This window comes from Pseudomonas sp. PICF6 (assembly GCF_009831705.1).
Taxonomy (GTDB): Bacteria; Pseudomonadota; Gammaproteobacteria; order Pseudomonadales; family Pseudomonadaceae; genus Aquipseudomonas; species Aquipseudomonas rhizophila.
The window spans coordinates 106,129-126,640 of sequence record NZ_WUUD01000011.1 but is presented as its reverse complement, the minus strand read 5'-3'; the positions used below and the strand labels follow the sequence as shown (position 1 = coordinate 126,640).

Annotated in this window: 26 protein-coding genes; 1 reads left to right on the top strand and 25 read right to left on the bottom strand. The window is 61.0% G+C overall.

The window, feature by feature from the left end; translation table 11 throughout:
• From GSM73_RS04325 to GSM73_RS04205, 25 genes are all read right to left on the bottom strand, one after another.
• Positions 1 to 1,239: a DNA circularization protein gene (locus tag GSM73_RS04325; RefSeq protein WP_047230008.1), complete on the bottom strand. Its 1,239-nt coding sequence runs from the start codon at positions 1,237 to 1,239 to the stop codon at positions 1 to 3.
• Positions 1,226 to 2,800, bottom strand: a complete 1,575-nt coding sequence (locus GSM73_RS04320; RefSeq protein WP_047230007.1) for a tail protein — start codon at positions 2,798 to 2,800, stop codon at positions 1,226 to 1,228. The genes GSM73_RS04325 and GSM73_RS04320 overlap by 14 nt, the downstream gene beginning before the upstream one ends.
• 130 nt (positions 2,801 to 2,930) lie before the next feature.
• The gene (locus GSM73_RS04315) at positions 2,931 to 3,227 is read right to left on the bottom strand and encodes a phage tail assembly protein (RefSeq protein ID WP_047230006.1); all 297 of its coding nucleotides are present in this window, start codon (positions 3,225 to 3,227) and stop codon (positions 2,931 to 2,933) included.
• The gene (locus GSM73_RS04310; RefSeq protein ID WP_003198314.1) at positions 3,224 to 3,571 is read right to left on the bottom strand and encodes a phage tail tube protein; all 348 of its coding nucleotides are present in this window, start codon (positions 3,569 to 3,571) and stop codon (positions 3,224 to 3,226) included. The genes GSM73_RS04315 and GSM73_RS04310 overlap by 4 nt, the downstream gene beginning before the upstream one ends.
• A 67-nt stretch (positions 3,572 to 3,638) precedes the next feature.
• Positions 3,639 to 5,135, bottom strand: coding sequence for a phage tail sheath subtilisin-like domain-containing protein (locus tag GSM73_RS04305; protein WP_047230005.1), 1,497 nt, complete (start codon positions 5,133 to 5,135; stop codon positions 3,639 to 3,641).
• Positions 5,135 to 5,317 carry a DUF2635 domain-containing protein gene (locus GSM73_RS04300; protein ID WP_047230004.1) on the bottom strand — a complete coding sequence of 61 codons (183 nt, stop codon included), beginning with the start codon at positions 5,315 to 5,317 and terminating at the stop codon, positions 5,135 to 5,137. Before GSM73_RS04300 ends, GSM73_RS04305 begins: the two co-directional genes overlap by 1 nt.
• Entirely contained in the window at positions 5,314 to 5,898 is a 585-nt protein-coding gene (locus GSM73_RS04295; protein WP_047230003.1) for a hypothetical protein, read from the bottom strand. Before GSM73_RS04295 ends, GSM73_RS04300 begins: the two co-directional genes overlap by 4 nt.
• Positions 5,899 to 6,037: 139 nt before the next feature.
• On the bottom strand, positions 6,038 to 7,054 hold the full coding sequence (locus GSM73_RS04290; protein ID WP_160891676.1) for a contractile injection system protein, VgrG/Pvc8 family: 1,017 nt from the start codon (positions 7,052 to 7,054) through the stop codon (positions 6,038 to 6,040).
• Positions 7,055 to 7,063: 9 nt separating this feature from the next.
• The gene (locus GSM73_RS04285; RefSeq protein WP_047230001.1) at positions 7,064 to 7,276 is read right to left on the bottom strand and encodes a tail protein X; all 213 of its coding nucleotides are present in this window, start codon (positions 7,274 to 7,276) and stop codon (positions 7,064 to 7,066) included.
• The gene (locus GSM73_RS04280) at positions 7,269 to 7,652 is read right to left on the bottom strand and encodes a phage tail protein (protein WP_047230000.1); all 384 of its coding nucleotides are present in this window, start codon (positions 7,650 to 7,652) and stop codon (positions 7,269 to 7,271) included. Before GSM73_RS04280 ends, GSM73_RS04285 begins: the two co-directional genes overlap by 8 nt.
• Positions 7,652 to 9,811 carry a phage tail tape measure protein gene (locus tag GSM73_RS04275; protein WP_160891674.1) on the bottom strand — a complete coding sequence of 720 codons (2,160 nt, stop codon included), beginning with the start codon at positions 9,809 to 9,811 and terminating at the stop codon, positions 7,652 to 7,654. The genes GSM73_RS04280 and GSM73_RS04275 overlap by 1 nt, the downstream gene beginning before the upstream one ends.
• A 128-nt stretch (positions 9,812 to 9,939) precedes the next feature.
• The gene (locus tag GSM73_RS04270; protein WP_160891672.1) at positions 9,940 to 10,515 is read right to left on the bottom strand and encodes a phage tail assembly protein; all 576 of its coding nucleotides are present in this window, start codon (positions 10,513 to 10,515) and stop codon (positions 9,940 to 9,942) included.
• A 179-nt stretch (positions 10,516 to 10,694) separates the two neighbouring features.
• Entirely contained in the window at positions 10,695 to 11,201 is a 507-nt protein-coding gene (locus GSM73_RS04265; protein WP_047229996.1) for a phage major tail tube protein, read from the bottom strand.
• Positions 11,201 to 12,367 (bottom strand): phage tail protein, encoded by a 1,167-nt coding sequence (locus GSM73_RS04260; protein ID WP_160891670.1) that lies wholly within the window; start codon positions 12,365 to 12,367, stop codon positions 11,201 to 11,203. Before GSM73_RS04260 ends, GSM73_RS04265 begins: the two co-directional genes overlap by 1 nt.
• Positions 12,368 to 12,369: 2 nt before the next feature.
• A complete protein-coding gene (locus GSM73_RS04255) occupies positions 12,370 to 12,597 on the bottom strand; it encodes a hypothetical protein (RefSeq protein WP_122565427.1) in 228 nt (75 codons plus the stop codon).
• A gap of 85 nt (positions 12,598 to 12,682) precedes the next feature.
• Complete coding sequence (locus GSM73_RS04250) at positions 12,683 to 12,940, bottom strand: tail fiber assembly protein (protein WP_160891668.1); 258 nt, start codon at positions 12,938 to 12,940, stop codon at positions 12,683 to 12,685.
• A 2-nt stretch (positions 12,941 to 12,942) separates the two neighbouring features.
• Positions 12,943 to 13,569, bottom strand: a complete 627-nt coding sequence (locus GSM73_RS04245) for a hypothetical protein (protein WP_160891666.1) — start codon at positions 13,567 to 13,569, stop codon at positions 12,943 to 12,945.
• A 24-nt stretch (positions 13,570 to 13,593) separates the two neighbouring features.
• Positions 13,594 to 14,124 (bottom strand): hypothetical protein, encoded by a 531-nt coding sequence (locus GSM73_RS04240; protein ID WP_160891664.1) that lies wholly within the window; start codon positions 14,122 to 14,124, stop codon positions 13,594 to 13,596.
• A complete protein-coding gene (locus tag GSM73_RS04235) occupies positions 14,121 to 14,765 on the bottom strand; it encodes a phage tail protein I (protein WP_160891662.1) in 645 nt (214 codons plus the stop codon). Before GSM73_RS04235 ends, GSM73_RS04240 begins: the two co-directional genes overlap by 4 nt.
• Entirely contained in the window at positions 14,762 to 15,757 is a 996-nt protein-coding gene (locus GSM73_RS04230; protein WP_160891660.1) for a baseplate J/gp47 family protein, read from the bottom strand. Before GSM73_RS04230 ends, GSM73_RS04235 begins: the two co-directional genes overlap by 4 nt.
• Positions 15,754 to 16,086, bottom strand: a complete 333-nt coding sequence (locus tag GSM73_RS04225) for a phage baseplate protein (protein WP_076386161.1) — start codon at positions 16,084 to 16,086, stop codon at positions 15,754 to 15,756. Before GSM73_RS04225 ends, GSM73_RS04230 begins: the two co-directional genes overlap by 4 nt.
• 11 nt (positions 16,087 to 16,097) lie before the next feature.
• Positions 16,098 to 16,709: a phage baseplate assembly protein V gene (locus tag GSM73_RS04220; RefSeq protein ID WP_107321581.1), complete on the bottom strand. Its 612-nt coding sequence runs from the start codon at positions 16,707 to 16,709 to the stop codon at positions 16,098 to 16,100.
• A 3-nt stretch (positions 16,710 to 16,712) separates the two neighbouring features.
• Positions 16,713 to 17,225, bottom strand: a complete 513-nt coding sequence (locus tag GSM73_RS04215) for a hypothetical protein (protein WP_160891658.1) — start codon at positions 17,223 to 17,225, stop codon at positions 16,713 to 16,715.
• Positions 17,226 to 17,272: 47 nt separating this feature from the next.
• Complete coding sequence (locus GSM73_RS04210; RefSeq protein WP_047229987.1) at positions 17,273 to 17,623, bottom strand: phage holin family protein; 351 nt, start codon at positions 17,621 to 17,623, stop codon at positions 17,273 to 17,275.
• Between the two features lie 515 nt (positions 17,624 to 18,138).
• Positions 18,139 to 18,873 carry an XRE family transcriptional regulator gene (locus GSM73_RS04205; RefSeq protein WP_047230040.1) on the bottom strand — a complete coding sequence of 245 codons (735 nt, stop codon included), beginning with the start codon at positions 18,871 to 18,873 and terminating at the stop codon, positions 18,139 to 18,141.
• Positions 18,874 to 19,652: 779 nt separating this feature from the next.
• Here GSM73_RS04205 and GSM73_RS04200 point away from each other — a divergent pair.
• Positions 19,653 to 20,006, top strand: a complete 354-nt coding sequence (locus GSM73_RS04200) for a DUF6124 family protein (RefSeq protein WP_160891656.1) — start codon at positions 19,653 to 19,655, stop codon at positions 20,004 to 20,006.
• Positions 20,007 to 20,512: the final 506 nt, after the last annotated feature.

The window sequence follows — 20,512 nt, the reverse complement described above, 5'->3', positions numbered from 1 at the left end:
TTATTCCCCCGAGACTTTCAGGTCGTTGGGCGGCAGGAAACCAGGGTGAGCCACGCCATTGCGCTGGGTCACTTCGGTGACCCGGGTAGCATCGGCAAATTGCTGATACGCCACCACCAACGCCGGCAGGCTTTGCTTGAACGACAGGTTGATCAGCCTTACGCCCGACGACGCTACCGCCGTCAGGTGCGCGGCCATCTGCTGACGCAAATTGTTCATTGCCTGGTAGTGATCCGGATCGGCCTTGAGCGAGGCTTGCCAGATGGCCTCGTTGAGGGCATCGCGCAGGGCCAGCACATCGTCGGCCACCGGCACGTCACGACGCTGGACCGGCTGCACCGCCTGCTGCGCCACCGATGGGGTGGCGCCCAACTTGACCGCCGGTGCGGCCACCGGCATCGCCGCAATCCATTGCGCGGCCTGCACCAACAGCGTGTCCTGCACCAGATCGGCCACGGCCTGGGCCGCCGCCGTGGTGTCCTTGCCAGTGGTGAGTTTGGGGGCGTCCGCCTTGCGAATGGCTTCCACCTGCTGCGACACGCTGGCAATCACGCCGCGATAGCCGTCACGGGCAAAGTCCTTCAATTCCCGGATGTCCCCCAGCAACCCTTTGAACTCGGCCGCCACTTCCTTGGGCAGCTCCTTCACCGCCTTGACCAGATCGCTGAGTTGCCGATAAGTCTCGATCAACGGTTTGAGTTCCTGCTCGATGACGCCGTAGACATCCTTGAGGCTGTTGCGCAGGTCAGCGATGCCGATCCGCGCGGCCTTGATCAGCGTCATCGCGTCTTCGAAGCGCCGCACCGCCGCCCCCAGGAAACTGTCAGCCGACACCAGCAACAGTTTCTGGCTGTTGATCGCGGCCGACGGGAATTGCAGCGGTTGGTCGGGATAGAACTTCAGGGCAAAGGTCACCAGGCCACCGTCCTGACGGGTCTGGGTCATGTCGCATTCACCGACCTTGACCTGCAAGCGCCCCAACCACGGATGCACCAGTTCGCCGCTGCCCTGCTCCAGGGCCTTGAGCAACTTGTCGCGTTGCTCCAGGCAATCGGGGCCGACGATGAACGCGGTCAGCTCATGAATCTTCGCTTGCTGACCGAGACCTTCGAAGAAGGGCTGGTCGCGCTGGGGATATTCATGCAACTGGCCCTTGTGGCCGACCGGGGTTTTCGCCTGATCGACCCAGAACCCGACACCACGAAACGACGCCGGCAACAAACGATCACGCCAGCTCATTGGAACCTCCTGTGGAAAGTGAGCGATAGCCGATGCGCGAACTCACCGCCAGGGCCGGTTGATTGGTCTGTGGCGGATCGGCGCGCAAACCGGCCGGCGCATTTTCGAAGCGCACGGTCAGGCCGCCTTCGAGCTGCGTACGATTGTTGGCGGCGCTTTGTTGCACCAGGGCGCTGGAGGTTTGCGGCAATGCGCCTGGCGTCAATGAGGTTTTCATCGGCAGGTTGCCGGACGCCGGCGCAAGGCTGGATGACAGGCCCGCTGGCGGCTCACTGGCCCCACCAAAAAACGCCGGCGCCAGCTCGCCCTTGCCTTCGGCATTGGTCTGGCGCTGCGCCTCGGTCAACCCTTCGACCTTGCCGGTGAACGAGGTGATGATTTCGCCGAAGCCGCCGTTGAAGAACGCCTTGATCGGTGCAATCACGCCCTGCAGTTCGTCCCACCACTGGCTGAACCATTCACCCACCGGCCCCCACTGTCGGGTCAGGCCCTCAATGGGCGACCAGTCGAACAAACCGCTGAACACCGCCAGCATGATCGATACCTGATTGCGAATGCCTTCCCATATCCCGGCGAAGACTTCCCCGATCGTGCCCCAGTTGGCCATGATCAGCCCCAGTGGCGTCCAGTCGAACAGACCTTTCAGCGCGTCCATTACCGGCACCGTCAACGCCTTGAGCAGATCCCAGATCGCTGCGAACAACCCGGTCAGGGGCGCCCAGTTGCTGACGATCAAACCCAACGGTGACCAGGCGAACAGCGTCTGCATGAAACCGATGACCGGCGTTGCGGCCGCCACGATGACATTCCAGAGCGCGCCAAAGAAGCTGCTGATCGGGCCCCAGTTGCTGATCACCAGCCCCATCGGGGTGAAGGCGAACATCGTCTTGAAGAACTCGACCATCGGCATGACGATCGGCGCTAGCTTCTGCCAGAGCCCGGCGAAGAACGCCGAGATTGGTGTCCAATGGGCGATGATCATTCCGGCCGCCAAGGCGATGCCCATGGCAATCAAGCCGATGGGGTTCATCTTCAAGGCCAGGTTGACCACTTCCAGCGCCTGGCTCGCACCACTGACCGCCGTTTGAATCGCATTGAACGCCACGACGCCAGTCGCCAGGCCCTGCACCAATTGCGGGTTATCCTGCAGCACCTGGGCCACACCCGTGACCATCGGCTGCAAGCTGGCTGCCGCCGCGTTGACCGCCGGCCCCAGGGCCGAACCGAACTGTACCGACACATTGCTGATGGAAGTCTTCAATCCATCCAGGCTTTGTGCCGCCACACGCGGCGCTTCAGGTGCCTTCAAGCTGCTGGCCGCCGCGTTCGCCGCGCCCACTTCACCTTTGAAAGCCTTTGCTGACGTGAGCCCCTCCATGAACGGTTTGGCCAGGCCGCCCTCGGGGAGCAGAGCGGAAATATCCAGGCTGCCAAGGCCCGTGGCATCGAGGTTCTGCTTGAAGCTGGCGACCTTCGCTCGAAGGCTGGCAAGCTTGGGCGACAGCTCATCGATGCCGGTCAGCAGCACTGCTTTTTTCTCTACCTTTTGTGTCTCTGCCATCACTGCACCTGCTGCATCGCATTGATCCGTTGCGCGTGCTCCAGGGACTCGCGGAGCACATCCAGTGGCCTGGCCATCATCTGTTCGGGGTCAACCTTCCAGAACCAGGCCAGGTCATAGGCGGCTGCGATCAGGTCGCCGATGGCTGCGACGCCGCACTCATGAAAAAACTCGCGACGGCCCAGCTCAGTGCGTTGAGGTCAGCCAAGTCCAACTGGTTGACCGACGACGGCGGGATGCCGGCGCAGACCGCGATGTATTTGGCCGCGACGTCCATGTCCAGGCTCACCTCCTCGCTCTTGTCGATCTTGTACGGCAGCGCCTTGATCGCCCGGACCTCCTGCACCGTCGGACGGCGCAGGGTCAGTTCGCTCAGCGGCTCGCCGTGGGCCTCGATGGCCACGCGCAGCGTCACGACATCGCTCATTGCCAGGTCCCCTTGATGCCTTCGAATTTCAGTTCGATGGTGGCGTCGTCGCCCTTGGACACCGGCTCTTCCACCAGGTAGGCGCCGGCCAGTACGTAAACCTTGCCATTGTTGAATTCGCAGGTGACGGTCATGTCGGTGCCGGCGACCAGTTGCTTGAGCGGGAAGTCCGCGGTGTGCAGCGCCGTCACCTTGAAGGACGGGGCAATGTCGGTTTCCTTATAGAAACCCGGTACGACGGTTTCGCGTTTGGTGAACATCAGTGGCGCTTCGCAGCCGCCGTTGATGGTCAGTTGAGCGCCGTCCACTTTGACGTAGCAGGTGCCCGCAATCAGTTGACCCATGGTGTTTCTCCCTTCAAATAAAAAGCCCACACGAGGTGGGCGCAGTTCATACGTTCAAACGCGACTTTCAGGCGGCGTCGTCGTATTGCAGACGGAACTGGTTGAGCAGTGCGAACACCCGCAAACCATTGATGTAGTCCGGCGGGAACAGCACATTGACCCGGCTCGGGTCCTGACTGTCACGCTCGACAACCAGATGCTCGGCGAACAGCTCGGCGTTTTCCACGTGGCCTTCCAGCTCCAGCTTGGCGTACTGGGCGATCAACTCGCCGCGAATGGTGCTCGGCGTCACGATGGGCTGGCCGGCGCCGAAACGGGTGCCGTCGGCAGCCAGTTTGTGGCGCCCATATTTGCTGGTGATCACACTTTGCAGGCGACGCACGATGAACGCCGACTGGTGCATGGTTTCGCTGTCCAGGTAGGAATTGTCAGCCTGGCCAAAAGCGTTCTTCTGATAGGTGGTGATCGAACGCTGGATGCGCACGTAGCCACCTTCGTAGTACGCCGTGGCGATACCGTAGTTGAGCAGCGACTGACGCTCGGTCAGGGTGAAACGTTCGCTGGCCGGCGCCGGATCCAGGCCTGGCAGACTGCCGCTCTGGGTCGGACGGCTGGCGTCGGCGGAAATGAACACCGCAGTACGGGCGGCCAATGCAGCGGCCTGGACCCAGAACGGTTGCGGCACACCCAATTCCAGGGCCTGGATAGTCATGTGCTGGTCGTTGCGCGCCTGACCGGCCGCCACCAGGGTGCCGATGGTGCCGCGCTTGGCGCTGTAGACATGGCCGAACAACTGCTTGGCCCAGGACCAGCGACCAGTGCTGTCGTCCATGACCGCTTGCCAGGTGTTGAGGCTTGCCACATCGGACCACGGCATCGCGATGAATTCGAACGGCTCGTCACCCAGCGCCGCGACGGCGGCGGTCTGGTCCGGTACACCGGCCCCACCGGTCATTGCCGTGATGGCGGTGGTCAGGCCGGCCGGGGTGTCTTCGCCATTGCTCTTGCCCAGGCGATTGAATTGCAGGCTGATATCGTTACCGCTGTCGCCGGTCCATTTGGCGCTCAGGGTCACAACACCCTCGGCAGCCGCAGCAATCACCGGCAGATCGGCCGCCGCGTTGATCTTCAAGGCCAGCGCAGTGGCGGCTTGAGCGGCCGTCGCTCCATTGACGATGGCCGCCTGAACACGCACGCCGCCCACATACAGATTGAGCATGCCGCTTTGAGTGGCGGCGCCGGTCAGGGTCAGCACGCCCTGGGCAATGGCACCTTCGACGTTGTGCAGCGGCAGGCACCAGATCTCGCCCAGCGGGTCGGTCTTGCGCCAGGTTTCGTACATCGAGGCAAGCATCGAACCTTGACCGCCGATGTTTTTGGCCAGCGCAACGCTGGACACCAGCACCAGTTTACCGACCTCGGCCGGGGCCACGTTGTCGTTGACCTGAGCCACGATCAACCGGCGCATGGCCGACGACGCGCTATTGGCCGCCGAGTTGTCCATTTCGGCGTAGAACAGCGGAACACGAATGTCCGCGGGAATGTTGCTGAATCCGATCGCCATTATTTGGCTCCCTGTGGTTTTGCCGCTTTCACGGTTTTGGTAGTGATATCGCCATCGGCCAGACGTCGACGCCACCAGGCGCTGTCCGGTACTTCACGGCCCTCGAGGGGCAACAGATCGCCCGCTTCCGGGTCCGGTACGGCACGGCCCGGGGCCGGCAGCACGGTGATGCGTTTGCTCATGGGGTTACGTCTCCAGAGAAGGTCAGTTCCACGCGCCCATCGGGCCCGGGACGTTTCAGGTTGGGGTCCGCCGGGTCGATGGCATCGACCCGCACGGTGGCCCCGGTAAAGGACGACAAGCCGTCCAGTTCACGCTCGTGCCAGCTTTCGGCAGGCTGGCTCGCCAGATTGCGGCCCAGCTGGAACTCGGCGAAAAAGTGCAGCCGGTACAACACACGGCTGCTGTTGATGGAAACCAGTTCGCTGCCGTCGTACTCGATGCCGGTGTAGTCACCACCGGGCTTGAACCCCACCAGCGCCCGCCACAGTTCGGCGCGCAGGTCGTGCAACAGATCCAGCGCTTTTGTCGCATCGGTGGCGTCGAGCACCAGTACGGTGTCGAAACGGTCACGCACCGCTTGCAGCGTGGCGTTCTGGGCGGCGTTCTTGCTGGCAATGTCGGCGCTTGGCAGGACATAGGCGCAGGGGGTTTGCAGCGGCGTGTCGGCTTGCAACGTGGCGAGGTCAAACCCTGCTGCCACGCGATTGCCGAGCGCAGGACATTGCTCACGCAGTTGCGTGAGGATCGGAGTGATCTTCATGGAGGTGCTCCAGTTATATGGAAGGCGCAGTCAGAACTGTGGGAGCGAGCCTGCTCGCGATGGCGGTGTGTCAGGCAACATCAATGCTGGCTATGACGGCCTCATCGCGAGCAGGCTCGCTCCCACAGGGGAGTGGTGTTTAGGCCCTGGCATCCAGGCAGGTTGCATCAATCCTGCTGCGATAGCTTTTTTCCCGGTCGCCGCTGGCGGTGACTTTGTCGATCGACCAGCGACCGCGCATGAAGTCCGGCCAGGAGGCGTCCAGCAGCACGATGCCTTCGGCGCACAAGCCTGGATTGCCGGGGCATTCGATCGCCACCTTGAGTGCTTCGCGCATCATCCGGCGTACCTCGCCTTCACCGGCGGCGCGAGCATCGTTGGCGCTTTGAAAGCGCTGGCGAAGGGTCTTGAACGGCGCGATGCCGCTCTCCTCGACGCGCATTTTCCCTGCCGCCGCATCCCACCAACTGGCCTTGCAGCCCTGGTATTTCGCCCGGGCGGTATCATCCAGAACGGCGGAGATAAAGGCGTTGTCGCCTGGGCGGTTATTCGTCGTCACCGACAGTTTTGTCTCGGGCAGGACTTTGCCCGACAAAGACTTCGCCTGCCCCCGGCGCGCCAGCACATACAGCTCGTTGACCGGCTTGGCGACGGCGTCATAACGGTGAGCCAGTCGCGTCAGAAAACCCATGTCGGTTTCGTTGGACTGATCGATGTGCTCGATTTTTATCAGCGCCAGGTCCGGCGCCACACGCGGGGAAAACCCGTGTCTGGAGGTCAACTGACGAAACAGCACGCCCAGGGTCGTCGGACCATGACTGACGGATCGCCGTTGCTTGAAACCGGTCTGATCGGCCGCACTGAACGGCGCCGCCGTCGCGACAAGCGTCAGGCGCAGGGGAAACAGCGTCGGCGTGCGCCGGGTCACGACGAACTCACCTTTATCCACCAGCCCCGACTCCAGATAACCGACCCGCAGGCCGATTTTCCCGCCCAGGCTGGGCAATCCTTCAAGCCCTTCCAGGCTGATGGTGAGCGTCAGTTGATCGGACTCAATCCCCGCCGCGTCGATGTGCGTCCAACTGAGCAAGCGTTCGTTGAGCAGCGCCGCGTTCGCACCGTAGATTTCCACCGCTGGCGTGAAACCCAGTGACATATTGCCTCCTTAATCCCAGGCCGAAACCGGTGTGGGTGCGACGGGCTGTAGATCCACTTCCGGCAGGACAATCCATACACCCGCCGGCAATACCGGCCCCCACTCGGCCAGCTTCGGATTGAGTCGCCAGAGCGCCTCTTCGGCGGCATCGTCACAACGCTCAAGCTCGCGGTACAGCAACAGATTCACCGAATCACCGGCGATACTTCGAACCCTACGCATTGGCGAACTCCGTCAATTCAATCACCCAGCCGACCACCATCGCGGTGCCGTCATCAATGATCTCGGTCTGGGTTTCCGACACCTTGTTGATCTGCCATAGGCCCCAGTTGCGGCCGATGCCGTCAACCAACGGCACCGGAGCGCGTCGGGCCTGTAATGCACGCAGCTCATCGAGTCGGTCCATGGCAGTGGCGTACATCGACTTGCCGGTGATCGTCAGCGCTTGCAGCCCTTGACCGACCTGACTGGATTTGGGTTTGCTGGTGAGGATGTCGATGCTTTTCCAACCGCCATCCGAGGTGCGGACCAAGGAGTGGTAGGCGAAGTTTCTGGACAGACCGAAAATGAAACTGCCCAGTGCCATTTGCTGACGCATCACGTACCTCCGTCAGTCAGCGCCGCATCACTGCGCATGGCGAGTGAGTTGGGCATGGTTGTCAGGCCGAACTGGCCCGAGAGCTGTTGCACAACCAGGTTGGCCAACTGACTGGCACTGGCCTGGTCCTGGCCGTTGATGTAGATGTTTGCGGTCATGGTGTTCTGATGAGTGCTTGTCGGGGTGCTGGTCAGGTCTTTGCTGACCTGCTCTGGAGCGGCGAGTCTGTCGGTGGGTGCGACGAGTTTTTCGCCCAGAGACGCCCCGGCATCGCTCCCCAACCAACCGCCCAGCAGTCCGCCGATCAGCCCACCAATGGCAGTGCCGATCACCGGAACGACGCTGCCCAAAGCGGCACCGGCCGCGGAACCTGCGGCAGCGCCTGCCCAGCCGCCACCTGCGGCTCCCAGGCCTGCGCCCATCATCCGTTTGTCGCCGGTGAGCACTCCCTCGGCTACATCAGCGACGGCGCCGACGACTTTCAACGGGCCGGGCGCCTTGCGAGTCATCGAGCGCAATGAGGCCGTTGGCGCGAGTGAAAAACGCCCTGCGCCTCCCTGTGAGCCTCGTGGCCTTCTCGTGGATTCGGGACGCTGGTTGGCATTGCTTGTATCCAGCTTGCCCACACGAGGATTTCTGAGATCTTCGGAGATCACCTCACCCAATCGGCCGGGAAGGTGCGGGGCGGCCCTACCCAGCACTCGCTTGGCCACCTGACTGGACATTTCATCCACTACGGCCTTGAGCAGCACACCCACCAGCGGTTTGATCGCCGCGGCAACAAGCACAATTGCAGCGGTGGCTTTAGGTGAGGATTCAGCCAATTCACTCATGCCATCGGCCAGCGAACCCAGCCACTGGAAGGAGGTATCCGCCGAAGGCATCAGGGCATTTCCCGTAGCCACCGACAAACGCTCGCTACGGGCGTTGAGGATGTTCAGCTGGCCTTGTTGGGTTTTCGACAGCGCCAACGCGTCCTGCCGCACCGAGCCGTCGTTGCCCAATTGCGACGTGGCATATTGGCCTGGGTCTTTCACCTGCAAGAAGGCTGCGTTCACATCAGGCAGTTTCTGCGCCATGCGCAGCACCGCCTCATCGCCATTGCCGAAGAGCGTGGCGGAAAGGGCCGAGCGCTTGTCGGCCGGTTGCGCGTTCAAGGCCGCCAGCACCGTCATCACCGTGCCAGACGCCGTGTCCTTGTCACGCAAGCCGCTCGCCACCGCCGTGGGCGCCAGACCCAGCTGTTTCCAGGCCGTTTGCTCGGTGGCGGAGGCCTGGTCACCCTTGCCCAGGGCCGTCGTGAAACTATCCAGCGCCACCCCGGCTTCAGCTTGTTGGGTACCGGTATTGAGCAATGCCGCCGTCAACGCGGCGGCTTGTGCAGGGGCCAGGCCCGCCGTCGTCGCAGCGGCACCTTCACGCTGCAAGACCGCACCGATCTCAGCCGCTTTCGCACCGTTGGGTAATTTGCCCAATTGGTTAGCGGCATCCGCCAGGTCAAAGGCTTGCGCGCCGCTGAGCTTCATGGAGATGCGCCAGTCGGCCAGCATTTCGGCGGCCTTCATGGCCGGCATCTCGAACGCCGCCGCGGTGACGCCAGCATCCGAGGCGAAGTTCGACAGGACCAACTGTCGCTCCGAGGCATCGTGCACATCGCTACCGATGCCTTTCCTGGCCGCCAGGCTTTGCATCCTCACCACTTCAACCGCCGTGGTGCCCCCGCCCGCCACCAGCGGTGCGGTGGCGATCTGCGGGGTTGACTCAGCCACCTGTTGAATCTGGCGCGGTCCGAATTGGCTGGCCTTTTTCAGATCGGCCATGGCCGAATCCATCGCTATCGCAGGTTTGAGCAGCGCCGGTGGTTCGATACCGCCACCCGACTTCCCCTTGGGCTCACTGGCTGACTCACCCTTGGCGCCGGCGCCCATCGTTTGGGAGAACAATCGTTGCGCCGACAGTTTCACGGTCAGCGACTCGATCGCCGTGGTCAGCAACCCGAGTTTGAGCCCGAGTTTGTCCAGCACCCGATCGAGGCTCAGCAGCTGATCCCCGGCGAACGCACCTTGCGCTGCCACACCACTCGTGAGGCTGGTATTACCGAACGCCAGCCCGCTCTCATTGAAGGCTGCGTATTTGAGCGAATATTTATCGTCCGCCATCCGGCCCTACTCCTTTTTCACGCCAAGGCGAGTCATCGCGATGTCGTAACGACGTAATGCCTTGCCGACGTCCCACTCCAGAATTTCCGCTTCACTTACCGGGTAAATGAGCGGCACCACATCGAGGATCACTTCGATGTCGCGCTCCGAAAGAAGTCCGCCGGTTTGTTTAAAAAATCGTCGATGCGTACCTGAAGCTGTGTCCAGTCGGGCACGGTCAGCAGGTCCAGATCGGGAATCATCAGGCCGGTGCAATGGGCGGTGATGAACTCGGCGCGTTCCTTGGCCGTCTTCAGTTTTTTCATCGCCTTGGTCGCTCGCAGCACGGGCATTTCCAGGGTCAGCGAGGTCAGGCTGCGGCCAGCGACGTTGAGCGTTTGGAGCAGTTGCACCTGGTCGGGGTCGACTGCTGCGCCATCCGTCGATTCCAGAAAGTGGGACGTCGGGTGAGTGGACATTTCGTGCACGTATTGCGCGATGCTCACGTAGTCCGGGCGCTTGAGCTGATCCAGCTCCTTGACCGACAGGCCGGTGGCCAATTTGGCCAGCTCGAAAAACTGGTCGTCCTCATCGTCGCCGGCACGGGCCAGGGCGTCTTTCTGTGCGGCGTAGTGCAGCGGCTTGAGCTGAAGCTGCTCGATTTGCGCCCCGTCATCACCGGTGATCGGCGACAGCAAGACGTGAACAGGAGGTGTCCAGGACATGAAGTGAATTCCTTGGTCAATCATGGGAAGTTGCGCGGTGCCGGTCAGTGGAGGACGCAACCTGTGGGAGCGAGCCTGCTCGCGATGACGGCGGTACACCCAGCATCAAGGTGTCTGACACACCGCTATCGCGAGCAGGCTCGCTCCCACCGGATTGCGTTCAGTTGCCAGGCATTTGCTTAGGGCAACAACACCGCACGACGGGCATCGCCGAGGATGTCGACGCCGTTGAGCACGAACTTCTGGGTGCGCACGTCGATGTCGATCACCGGGACACCGTTTTCGAGACGGTTGTAGGTGCGGCAGGCCAGCTCAAGTGTCGTGGTGGGTTTGTCGCCCATCTTCAGCTTGGCCTCTTCCAGGGATTTGAGCTTGCCGCCGACGGTGTGGTAGGTGAACCAGGTGTTGCCATCCTGATCCTGACCGGCTTCACGCACGTTCAGCAGAATGTCATCGCCCAGTTGCACACCCAGGGCGAGCATGATTTCCGGACCGGCCCCTTGCAGTACGAGGGTAGCGTTCAGCACCTTGCCGCTCTTGGCCATTTCTTCGGCAATGAAGCGTCCACCGACCATCGCCTCCATGTCGAATTCGATCTTCGGCGGGCTGAACTCTTCCACCGTCGCCGACAACGGCAGGCCTTGCAGGGTGGCCGCGATGGCCTGTCTTACGCGGTTGGTAAACATTAGAGAACGTCCTCCAGGAACTGCTCGATGATTTCATCGCGGGCATTGAGTTGATAAATCATGTGTTCGTTCGGCGCGTAGCGGCCGTAGTCGATGACCACGTACCAGGTGCCGTTCTTGTACTTCTCGACGCTGTTCAATTCCGGGTGCAGGTACACGCTGCCGCCGGGGATGGTTTCGTCGGCGACCAGGGTTTGCAGCCAGTCGTTGATGCGCTTGACCTCCTGGTCCATGAAGGATTTGGTCAGGTTCTTGGCCATGGCCTTTTGGCCGGCTTTCACCAGCTTGCGGCTGATGGCATCTTCAAGGCCGACGTAGCTGATGAACTTGCCGGTGACGGAGCGGTTACCCAGCAGCGAGAAGCCACCGAGAATGGTCCGGGCGTAGTAGCAAACGCCGTAGCGGTTGAGCAGATCGCCTTCGGTGGAGGTGTCGAGGATGTTGTATTCGACGGTGCGCGACACGTCTTCGGCGTAGGTCACCTGGTTGCCCGGGCTCTCCCATTGCTTGACCTTGGCCAGCGCGGCGATGGCCAGGCTCGACGGCGCCAGGAAGACATTTTTCTTCGCCGCTTTCGAGTAGACCGCCGGCATGTTGTGCACCACCAGGCAACGGTCGAAACCGAGGTCCGCGCCGCCCAGTTCCTGGCTGTAGGTCACTTGGTCAGCAACCGCCGCGTCCTTGCCGTCGAGCACCACACGCGCCTTGATGCGCTTGCCGAACGAGGCGAACTCGCTCGCCACCGCCTTGGTGCCGGTGAAGCCTGGCGCGCCGATGATGGTCAGGTCTTCAGCGACCCCACTGAGCGCCGCCAGACCGAGTTTGCGCCCGGTCTCGGCCTCAATGCCGCCAATCACGTTGTTCTGCGTGTCGGCCGGTGTGGCACCCTCTTCGACGATGACCACGTAGACCGGCACCTTGACCACTTTGAGGATCTGGTAAACCGCCTGAAACAGCGTCCCCGCCTCAGCACCGGTCGGGTCCAACTGGGCCTGAGTGGTGAAGCTGTTGATGCGAAATGGGGTGTTTTTCGGAATCAACAGGTTGGCATTCGGCGCGGTGCCGACCAGACCGATGACGTTATCACCCAGGCCACCCATGGCCTCGGGAGATTCAGTGGCATTGACGGTGATGCCGTTGTGCTCGAAGTTCAAAACCTCAGCCATGGTTATTCAGCCTTTTTGGTGGTGGCCTTTTTGGCCGGTTGGGTTGGGATGGCTTGCGTGTCGACAGCCTGTTTGTGCGCCTCCAGGACGCTGGTCAGCTCAAGGCGACCGGCACTGCGCAAGGCATTAGCCTCCACATCCAGCAGTTCGAGCTTCTGGCCGATGCTCGACCAGTGGCCGCCGCCGGCAGGGAATGGCAACAGCACGGTGTATTGCTTACGAATGGGCATCTACGGCGTCTCCATACGCGAAAAACACAAAAGCCCCATCACGGGGCTTATTGCGGGCGAAAAAAAACCGCTGTCGCGGTTGGGGTTACTTGACGAAGGTCGGTAGCACGGGCCAGACCAACTTGGATGGGTCCTCGAGCTGCTCGGGGATATCCCGCAGGGCTTGGCGGTAGGCCTTAACCTCGGCTCGCTGTGCGTCTGTCGCAGGGTAGTCCGGCAGTTGGGTGAAATCCGTTTCACGCAGAAGCTGGTTACGGCGTGTACGAATGGCCGCCCATTCGACTTCACGCGAAGGCACGGCGAGTGGAAGTGCAGGCGTGTCGGTGGTGGAGGTATCAGACATGATCATTCCTTACTGAAAACGACGGTATCGGCCAATGACAATTTGGTTTTCAAGTCGCCCTGATTGAACAACCGACCATTGCCCACGCGCATCGTGTCAATCCTTATGGTGGTGTAGTAAACATTGGGGACCAGAATTCGCATGACAACGTTGCCGTTCGTATCGACATAAACCGCCGGCGTCATGTTGCCAAAGGTCGAAACGCTTTGCAGAACCCGAGTCGGTTGATAGCAGTATCCCACCAAAGTTTCGTCGATGATTTTCGCGGTGCCGTAGCTATAACCCTTGATGTTGAACCAGAACATTTCCGAGTTGACATTGATGTTCAACGGCACCTTGAAGTGCATATATACATTCGTGCTGGCACCCAAGTCAGTAGGAATAAATTCCCCTTGCGCGGTGCTGCCATAGGGTGCTCCAGTCCCATTAACATGGCCCTGCAGCACATTGCGACGAATCGTGCCCAGCGCAGCCGGATCGCCCTCTACATCCTTGAGATTTCGCCATTCGTTGAACTGTGCCAACGCCGTAGCCATGGTCGTATTGATACTGCCAATTTTTCCATTGACCGCCGTGGTCAAGTTGTTGGCCGCTGATACCAGCGACGCGATAGTGGTTTCCAGACTCACATTCAGGTTCCTTGTGCTATTTGATTATTTGGCTTCGAGCACCATCACCCGAAACATCAGGCCAAGGTGCCGCGCCATGTTGTCGATATTGGCTGTAGCCAACGTCGCAATCTCCTCACTCAATAGAAGGTTCAGGTTGTCAGACCCAACCACCACCGTGACGCTTTGCGCTGGCAGCGGAGAGATATCCAGCGTGAACTTTTGCAACACGCGCGCAGCAGCGGCTTTGTAAGTCAGCAACTTTCCAGCCACCGAGTACACGGCCAATAGCGTGCCGGTGGAGAGATAAAAACCGAATTCGCCGATCTCGTATTCATCAAGCCCGTCGAACAAAGCGGCCATTCTCAATTGCCCTGAATCGAGGTCTTCGTAATCCACGATCGCCACACGCTGCCGTTCATTGCGAAGTGCCGTTTCCGATCCGTTGGGATCGTAGCGAGCGGTACCGGCACCGATGTGAGTGATCTCACCTTTCAAGCCTTGGTTTTTTGCCTGCAACACTTCCGCCAGGCCGGCGGAAGTGAAGCGAACCAAGCGCGTAATGTCTTCTGTCATGGCTGCGCCCTGAGGTCGTAATCGTTAATGGTGTAGCGCTGGGAAATCCCAATGCCAGTAAGCCGCGCACCCAGTTCAAGTGCCGGCAGTGCCCCGCTCAAAAACAGCTCACCGTCGCTCAACGGCCCGTGCAAAACCGCCGCCGCTGCCAGGCCGCCGCGCGTTTGATGCACGACGGTGATGGTGGCTTGGTCGCGTTCGCTCTTGGCTGCATTGATTCGCTGTATCAAGCGATTGTGATCACCACTGGCCCAGCCTTGACCGATGATGGCTTGCACATCAAAGGAGTAGGGATGGGCATTGGGCTGCTGTTCGTACCAGGCAGTGACGTGGGGCGTGAACCCCAGAGACTCGACAGCGTGGTTCAAGGCCTGGCGAGTGCCGGCCTGGCGCTGGATCTGCCAGGACAGCGAAACCGTCAAACGTTTTTCCAGGTCGCTGGCGGCCGCATCCCACTCGCTGACGCTGCGATCCGCTGCCAGATAAGGCAAGAAAGCGGACGGAGTCTGGCTCGCGTTCATCAACTCGGGAAACGGCGGATCGATACGCTCCAGCAGCCGGGCGAAACCCAGATCGAGCGCCTTTTCCAGCGGCGAACTGTTGGCCGGCAGCAGGCTGGGGCGAGGTGTGTCGTCACTCATAACGTATCCACCTCGACCTCGACACCCGTGCAGTACGGGGCTTGAAAAGCCGTTGTCACAATCGGCTCGAGCGGTTCGAGAATCTGCAACTGAACCGCCCCCGCGCTGTGCAGCGTGTAGTCGATCCAGCTCGGGTCCACCCGGCCCTCCAGGTGATGACAGGCCTCGGCGTACGCCTGCAGCTGCTGTTGTGCCGCAACCTGGGTCAAACCCGAATCCGGGCCGGCATTGATCTTCGCCACGACGCGGATTTTGTAGGGTTTGATTTGCGCAGCCTGAACGATGATGTGATCCGTCTCCGGTCGCACATCAGGACGAGCGAAGTGCTGACGAACACCCTCAAGGAGTGTCTCGGACGGTGTGCCATCTCCCTCCCGGGACAGCACCGTGACCGTGACTTCGCCCGACGCGGTGCGGCGTCCATTGCCGTCCTTGACCTGCGCCGCATAGCCATCCGGGTTGAAGGTGTAGGTAACCGTCACGACACCGGCCGAGGCGTTTTCCACCTTCACGACGGGCCGTTCACCCAGGGTAAAAATCTCCCGCCGATACTGCATGCGCGAGCCGGCCGCCGGGGCATGGGGCGCCAGGTAATAGCGCAAGCGGGCGTCATCATCGCTCTCGTAAACCGGAGGGATGGGCGGGAATGCTGCCGGGTCGCCAGGATCGAGCAACTGGCGTTCGAGGCCCATGTCCGCGAGGCGCGCATCGAGGTTGGTCCCCGTGGCCCACCACGCCAGCATCTGCTTGATGCGGGCGTTGTATTTGCGTTCGTGGGTTTGCAGGCGGACGCAGAACGCCTCCAGGGCCAGGGTCAGCAATTCGCTTTCGTTTTCGAGGCTGTCCACCAGCTTCGCCGCGCTGGCGGGAGAGCGTGCGGCGACGTACTCGACCACGAAGGTCTTGAACTCTGCGAGCAAGTCTTCGAACGCTTCGACAGTGACGATTGCCGGTTCGGCCAATTGGTTCTGGCCGGGTATCAACATGCTCATGTCACCACCTCGAAAGTCTGTTTGCGGTTTTTCCAGGTGCCGGCGAAGCGCAACAACAAACCGGCACCCTGTCGGCTGGCGACAATGACCTGCGGCTCGAAGTCTCCAATGCCGTTGTCCGGGTTGTAGAACGCTTGGGCCGCGTGGCTCTGGGCAAGGATCAGCAGGTCATCGCCGAGGTTCTGCCCGAGCAATTGCGTGAGGGCGCAGCCATACAGAGGGCGCTTCTGGCGAGTGCCCAACGGCGTGGTCAATGCACGAGTGGCGCGCTGCACGAACTGCAGCCAGTCGTCGACCGTGGCGCCGGTATTTCGATCGATTCCAATCATGAGGAAATCTCTTATGCGGTACTGATGACGCGCCCCTGGTGATCCACTACCGGGCCGCTCAGGTGCACACCGGACGCGTCGAGCCGTATGCCGACGGCGCCCAGTTGCAGTTCGATGGCCTGCGGCGTCATCGCCAGCCTCGCCGGGCCAATGCTTAAGTCGATGGACTCACGGGAACCGGTGAATGCCGTCGGGCCGTTTTGCCAGTGCAGGACATGGCTGGCGTGGTCGTAGCCGTTTTCCGTGCCGTCCTGATAGCGGCGGCGCGTCAGTGATGCCTGTGTGGAGACGGGCGGGAATTGACCGCCGTTGAGGCCGAACAGCGCCACCGACTGCCCACCGCTCTCACCGCCGCCATGGTTCAGCAGCAGGCACTGCTCGCCCACGGAGGGAATCCGCGACTCGCTCTGTTCGCCAGCACTGGGATTGAAAAAACGGATCGCCGGGGTCAGCAATTCGCCATGGCTGACCTTGCAGGTGTTGCTGGTCGCATCGACTTCCTGACAAACACCGATGCGACAGAAACTGTCGGCGCGCCGATGCAGGTCTTCCAGTTCGGTTTCCATCTCGGCCAGACGCTCGATGAGCGGCCCCAGATGCATCCGTAATAGCGCATCAAACATGGGTCAGCCCTCAAGTGCGGTGTATTGAGCCGGGTCATCGATGTTCGAGACTTCCCAGGTCCGGGCAAATTTCGGGATGCCCAACGGGTCCTCCAGCAGCGTCGAGCCGAGGTAGAGGGTTTGGGTAAATGAAAGGGTCCAGGCGGTGTATGCCCGAGCTTCGTGGGTGAACGTGGATGCAAGGCCATCGATCTCCGTGGGCAGATCACATTGATCGCCCGACAGCCCCCAGCGGTTATCCACCACCAGATGTTTCAGCTCACCGGCGAGATCGCACGCCTCCCATCCCGCAACGGCCATGACCACTTGCAGGGAAACCGTCAGGACATGGGCGATACGTCCGTCGTTGGCGCGGTTGCCTGACGCATCACGCTCGAGGGCAATCAGCACCCAGGGTTGGTCGTCGGTGCCATCGAACTCCTGGGGGCTGCCGATTTTCAAAGTGGGATGAGTGGCGCGTAGCGTCTGGGCAATGGCGAAGAACAGCTGCGACGGTTTTTCGAGGGCGGCAGGCATCAAGGTCTCCTGTTTTTTATGGCGGCACGAAGATCAGCAGCGAGGGATCAATGTTGGTCGGAACGGGAATCACGCGGCGGCAGCTCACTGACGCCCATCCGCTTGGCGGCCCAGCGTTCGTAAAGCCCTATGGCCACGTCCGCCCCGGCCATCGCCGTCAGGCAACCGAAGGCTCCTGCGGCCCAGATCGACAGGCCCATGGCGTACAACAGCATGATCGCCGAGACGCCGCAGACCATGCAGGCGCCGGAACGCAGGGCCAGGCGACGCAGTAGCGACCAGCCGCGGGCGCCCTCTTTGTCGGCACGCCACATCTCGCCGGTCACGCCGCCCACCAGGGCGAGCACGATGACCAGCCAGATCGGCATGTCCAGCAACGCTTGTTGCTCGTTTGTCATGTCACGCCTCCTGGGGTGATGGATGAGAAATGTGTGTTGGGTTCAAACGATGTCTCTTGAGGTAGGCATTCCAAAAAGCCCGGGGTGAACCGGGCTTTTCAGTAATGCGGTCCTTCGCCTTCCCTGGCCGATGGCCAGAAGGAAGTTGATCTTTCGGCGCGACTGGCGCGGTACGGATCCATTCAAATTGTTTTTCCGACCGCGGTCCCTGCCCGCCGGATAACTGCTTCTGGTGCTTTACGCTGCACACCCGGGTCAGTTGCCAACCCTCTGAACCGTTAAGGCCGGTTCATCGCTGCCTGTTGGTGGAACTAAAGAGCTTCGTTGCCAGCCGCTTTGTCGAGCGGCTTGGACACAGAATATGCACGGATGCATATACAGTCAATGCGTAAATGCATTTATTTATGCGCATCGAATGCATAGGCGCATAAAGCCCAGCAAACACAGGGGTCAGGGGATTTTCACAGGCGTAAAAAAACCCGCACGATGGCGGGTTTTATCTGACAGCGGAGGGGTTAACGGGCGTACATGCCCCACCAGAAGACGTGGCCGAGGATGACGATTTGCTCATCCTGCATGTCCTGGAAGGTGTAGTCCTCATCCGGATGCTCGTCGCGGTTGAAGCTGCGCAGACGGATGCCGGTGGGCAGGCGGTAAAGCTGCTTCACCCGCAGTTGACCGTTGTGGTTGATGGCATAGAGGTCGCCGTCGACGATGTCGCCGATCCCGCACTTGCCTGCGTTCACCCCGACCGTTGCGCCATCGCGCAGCACCGGCAACATGCTGTTGCCGCGTACCGTCACGCATTTGGCCTGGTCGAACTGCACGCCGTTATGACGCAGGCTGCGCTTGCCAAAGCGCAGGCTTGAGCGCTCGCTTTCCTCGATGACGAATCTTCCTGATCCAGCAGCCAATTCAACCTCACGCAGAAAAGGGACCGACACCTCGTCTTCTTCGACGGGGGTGTCGTCATCCCACAGGCTTATGTCCTTGAGTTCGGAATGCGGCTCGTCGCGGCGCGGATGGCCGGCAGACGCAATGTCCGCGCGCCCGCGCAACTGATCGGTACTCACGGCAAAGTATTCGGCGATCTTCGAGATGTGTTTATCCGAAGGGTCGACAATCTTGCCGCTGAGAATCCGCGACAGGGTTGACTGAGGCACGCCGGTACGACGGTGAAGCTCCGTGGGGGAGATCCCGTGCTGATCGAGCAGTGCCCTTAATACGGTAGAAACGTTGCGTTTTTGCATAACGCGCATGATGCGGGTTCTTTTTGCAGAAGACAAATGCTGTTTTGCATAAGTGTGCATATCGATGGTGAAGTGTTTCCGTCCAACATCAATGCAAGCTGACCCAGCGCTATCGCGAGCAGGCTCGCTCCCACAGGGGATTTGGGGTGTATGCGAGGTCTGTGAACGACTCGGTAAAACTGTGGGAGCGAGCCTGCTCGCGAAGACCACAGCCCATTCAACATCAATGCAAACTGATCCACCGCTTTCGCGAGCAGGCTCGCTCCCACAGGGGATTTGGGGTGTATGCGAGGTCCGTGAACGACTCGGTAAAACTGTGGGAGCGAGCCTGCTCGCGATGACGGCGGCACATTCAACATCGATGCAGACGGCCCTAACGCGCTGGGCTGGTGTCAGCTATTGTCAGCGCTTGGAAACCCCCTACAACCTCGTGGGAAACCGCCCGATCTGCGTCCTTCAAATTTGCGAGGCCGGGCTACGTCGCCTTGCGCCTCTGCCTACAACTGCGCCAGAATCCGCCGGCTTGTCCACCTTGGATCCAATTAGTACTTTTGATCCCGTCACTGCCCATCAGTGATCGGGTTTAGTCGCTCGGTATTCCAAGGTGCTCATTGCTCCATTCAGTCAGGTATCCTCATTCCTGCACTTGATGGTGGCTGTGCGCAGGGCGCCCTCGGGCGCGCCGGTTCCTTGGATCCCCGGTCGACTAACCTGCGTACAGCTGCCCCCCCCTCGTTTAGTCGCGAGTGAGTGGTGGCTCAACTTCAAGGATCCATAGAATGCCGAAGAACACACCGAATCCCCCAGACAATCACACCTCCCGCCCCCAGTCGGCCAACGCCAAGAAACTCGACGAAGCCGCCACCCGCGCTCTGGACTACTACCTCAAGCCGCCAGCCGACAAAGAAACATCCGACACACTCGACACCCTTTACGTCATCGCTCCGAACATCGACGCCGAGTGCCTGCTCGCCAACCTCAGCGAAACCCTGGCCTCGGCCAACGCCATGGTCAGTGATCTGGCATTCGACCTGGAGGGCTCGCGACGGCATATCGCGCTAGGGGTCCAGCAGATGATCGAACTGGGGCAGTTGCTGGCGAATCGGGCGCTGGATGTGGTTGAGCCGAGGTAGGCATTCATGATGCAAGCCGAGACCTAAGAGAAGCCCGAGTAATCACTGTGGGAGCGAGCTTGCTCGCGATAGCTGTAGTCCTGCTACAACTAAGTTGTATTGGCAGCCGTCATCGCGAGCAGGCTCGCTCCCACAATTGGATCGGAGTACGACCGGGAGAACCATGCCGGCTGTCAGGCCGCCTCGCGAGCAAGCTTTGCTCCCACAGATATGATGGGTGTACGACCGGAAGAACCAGGCCGGCTGTCAGGCCGCCTCGCGAGCAAGCTTTGCTCCCACAGATATGATGGATGTACGACCGGAAGAACCAGGCCGGCTGTCAGGCCGCCTCGCGGTGGACGTTGATCTCGGCGCCCCGTTAACCACGATGGCCGAACGCAGGTATTGCGTAGTGGGTATCCCGGCATGGATGCCGGGATAGCCGCGCTGGACCATGGATGGTCCTTCGCGGCGGGCCCACGGAGCAATGCCGGAGTGAGGGCACACCGAGCCTAGGCGAGGTGCCA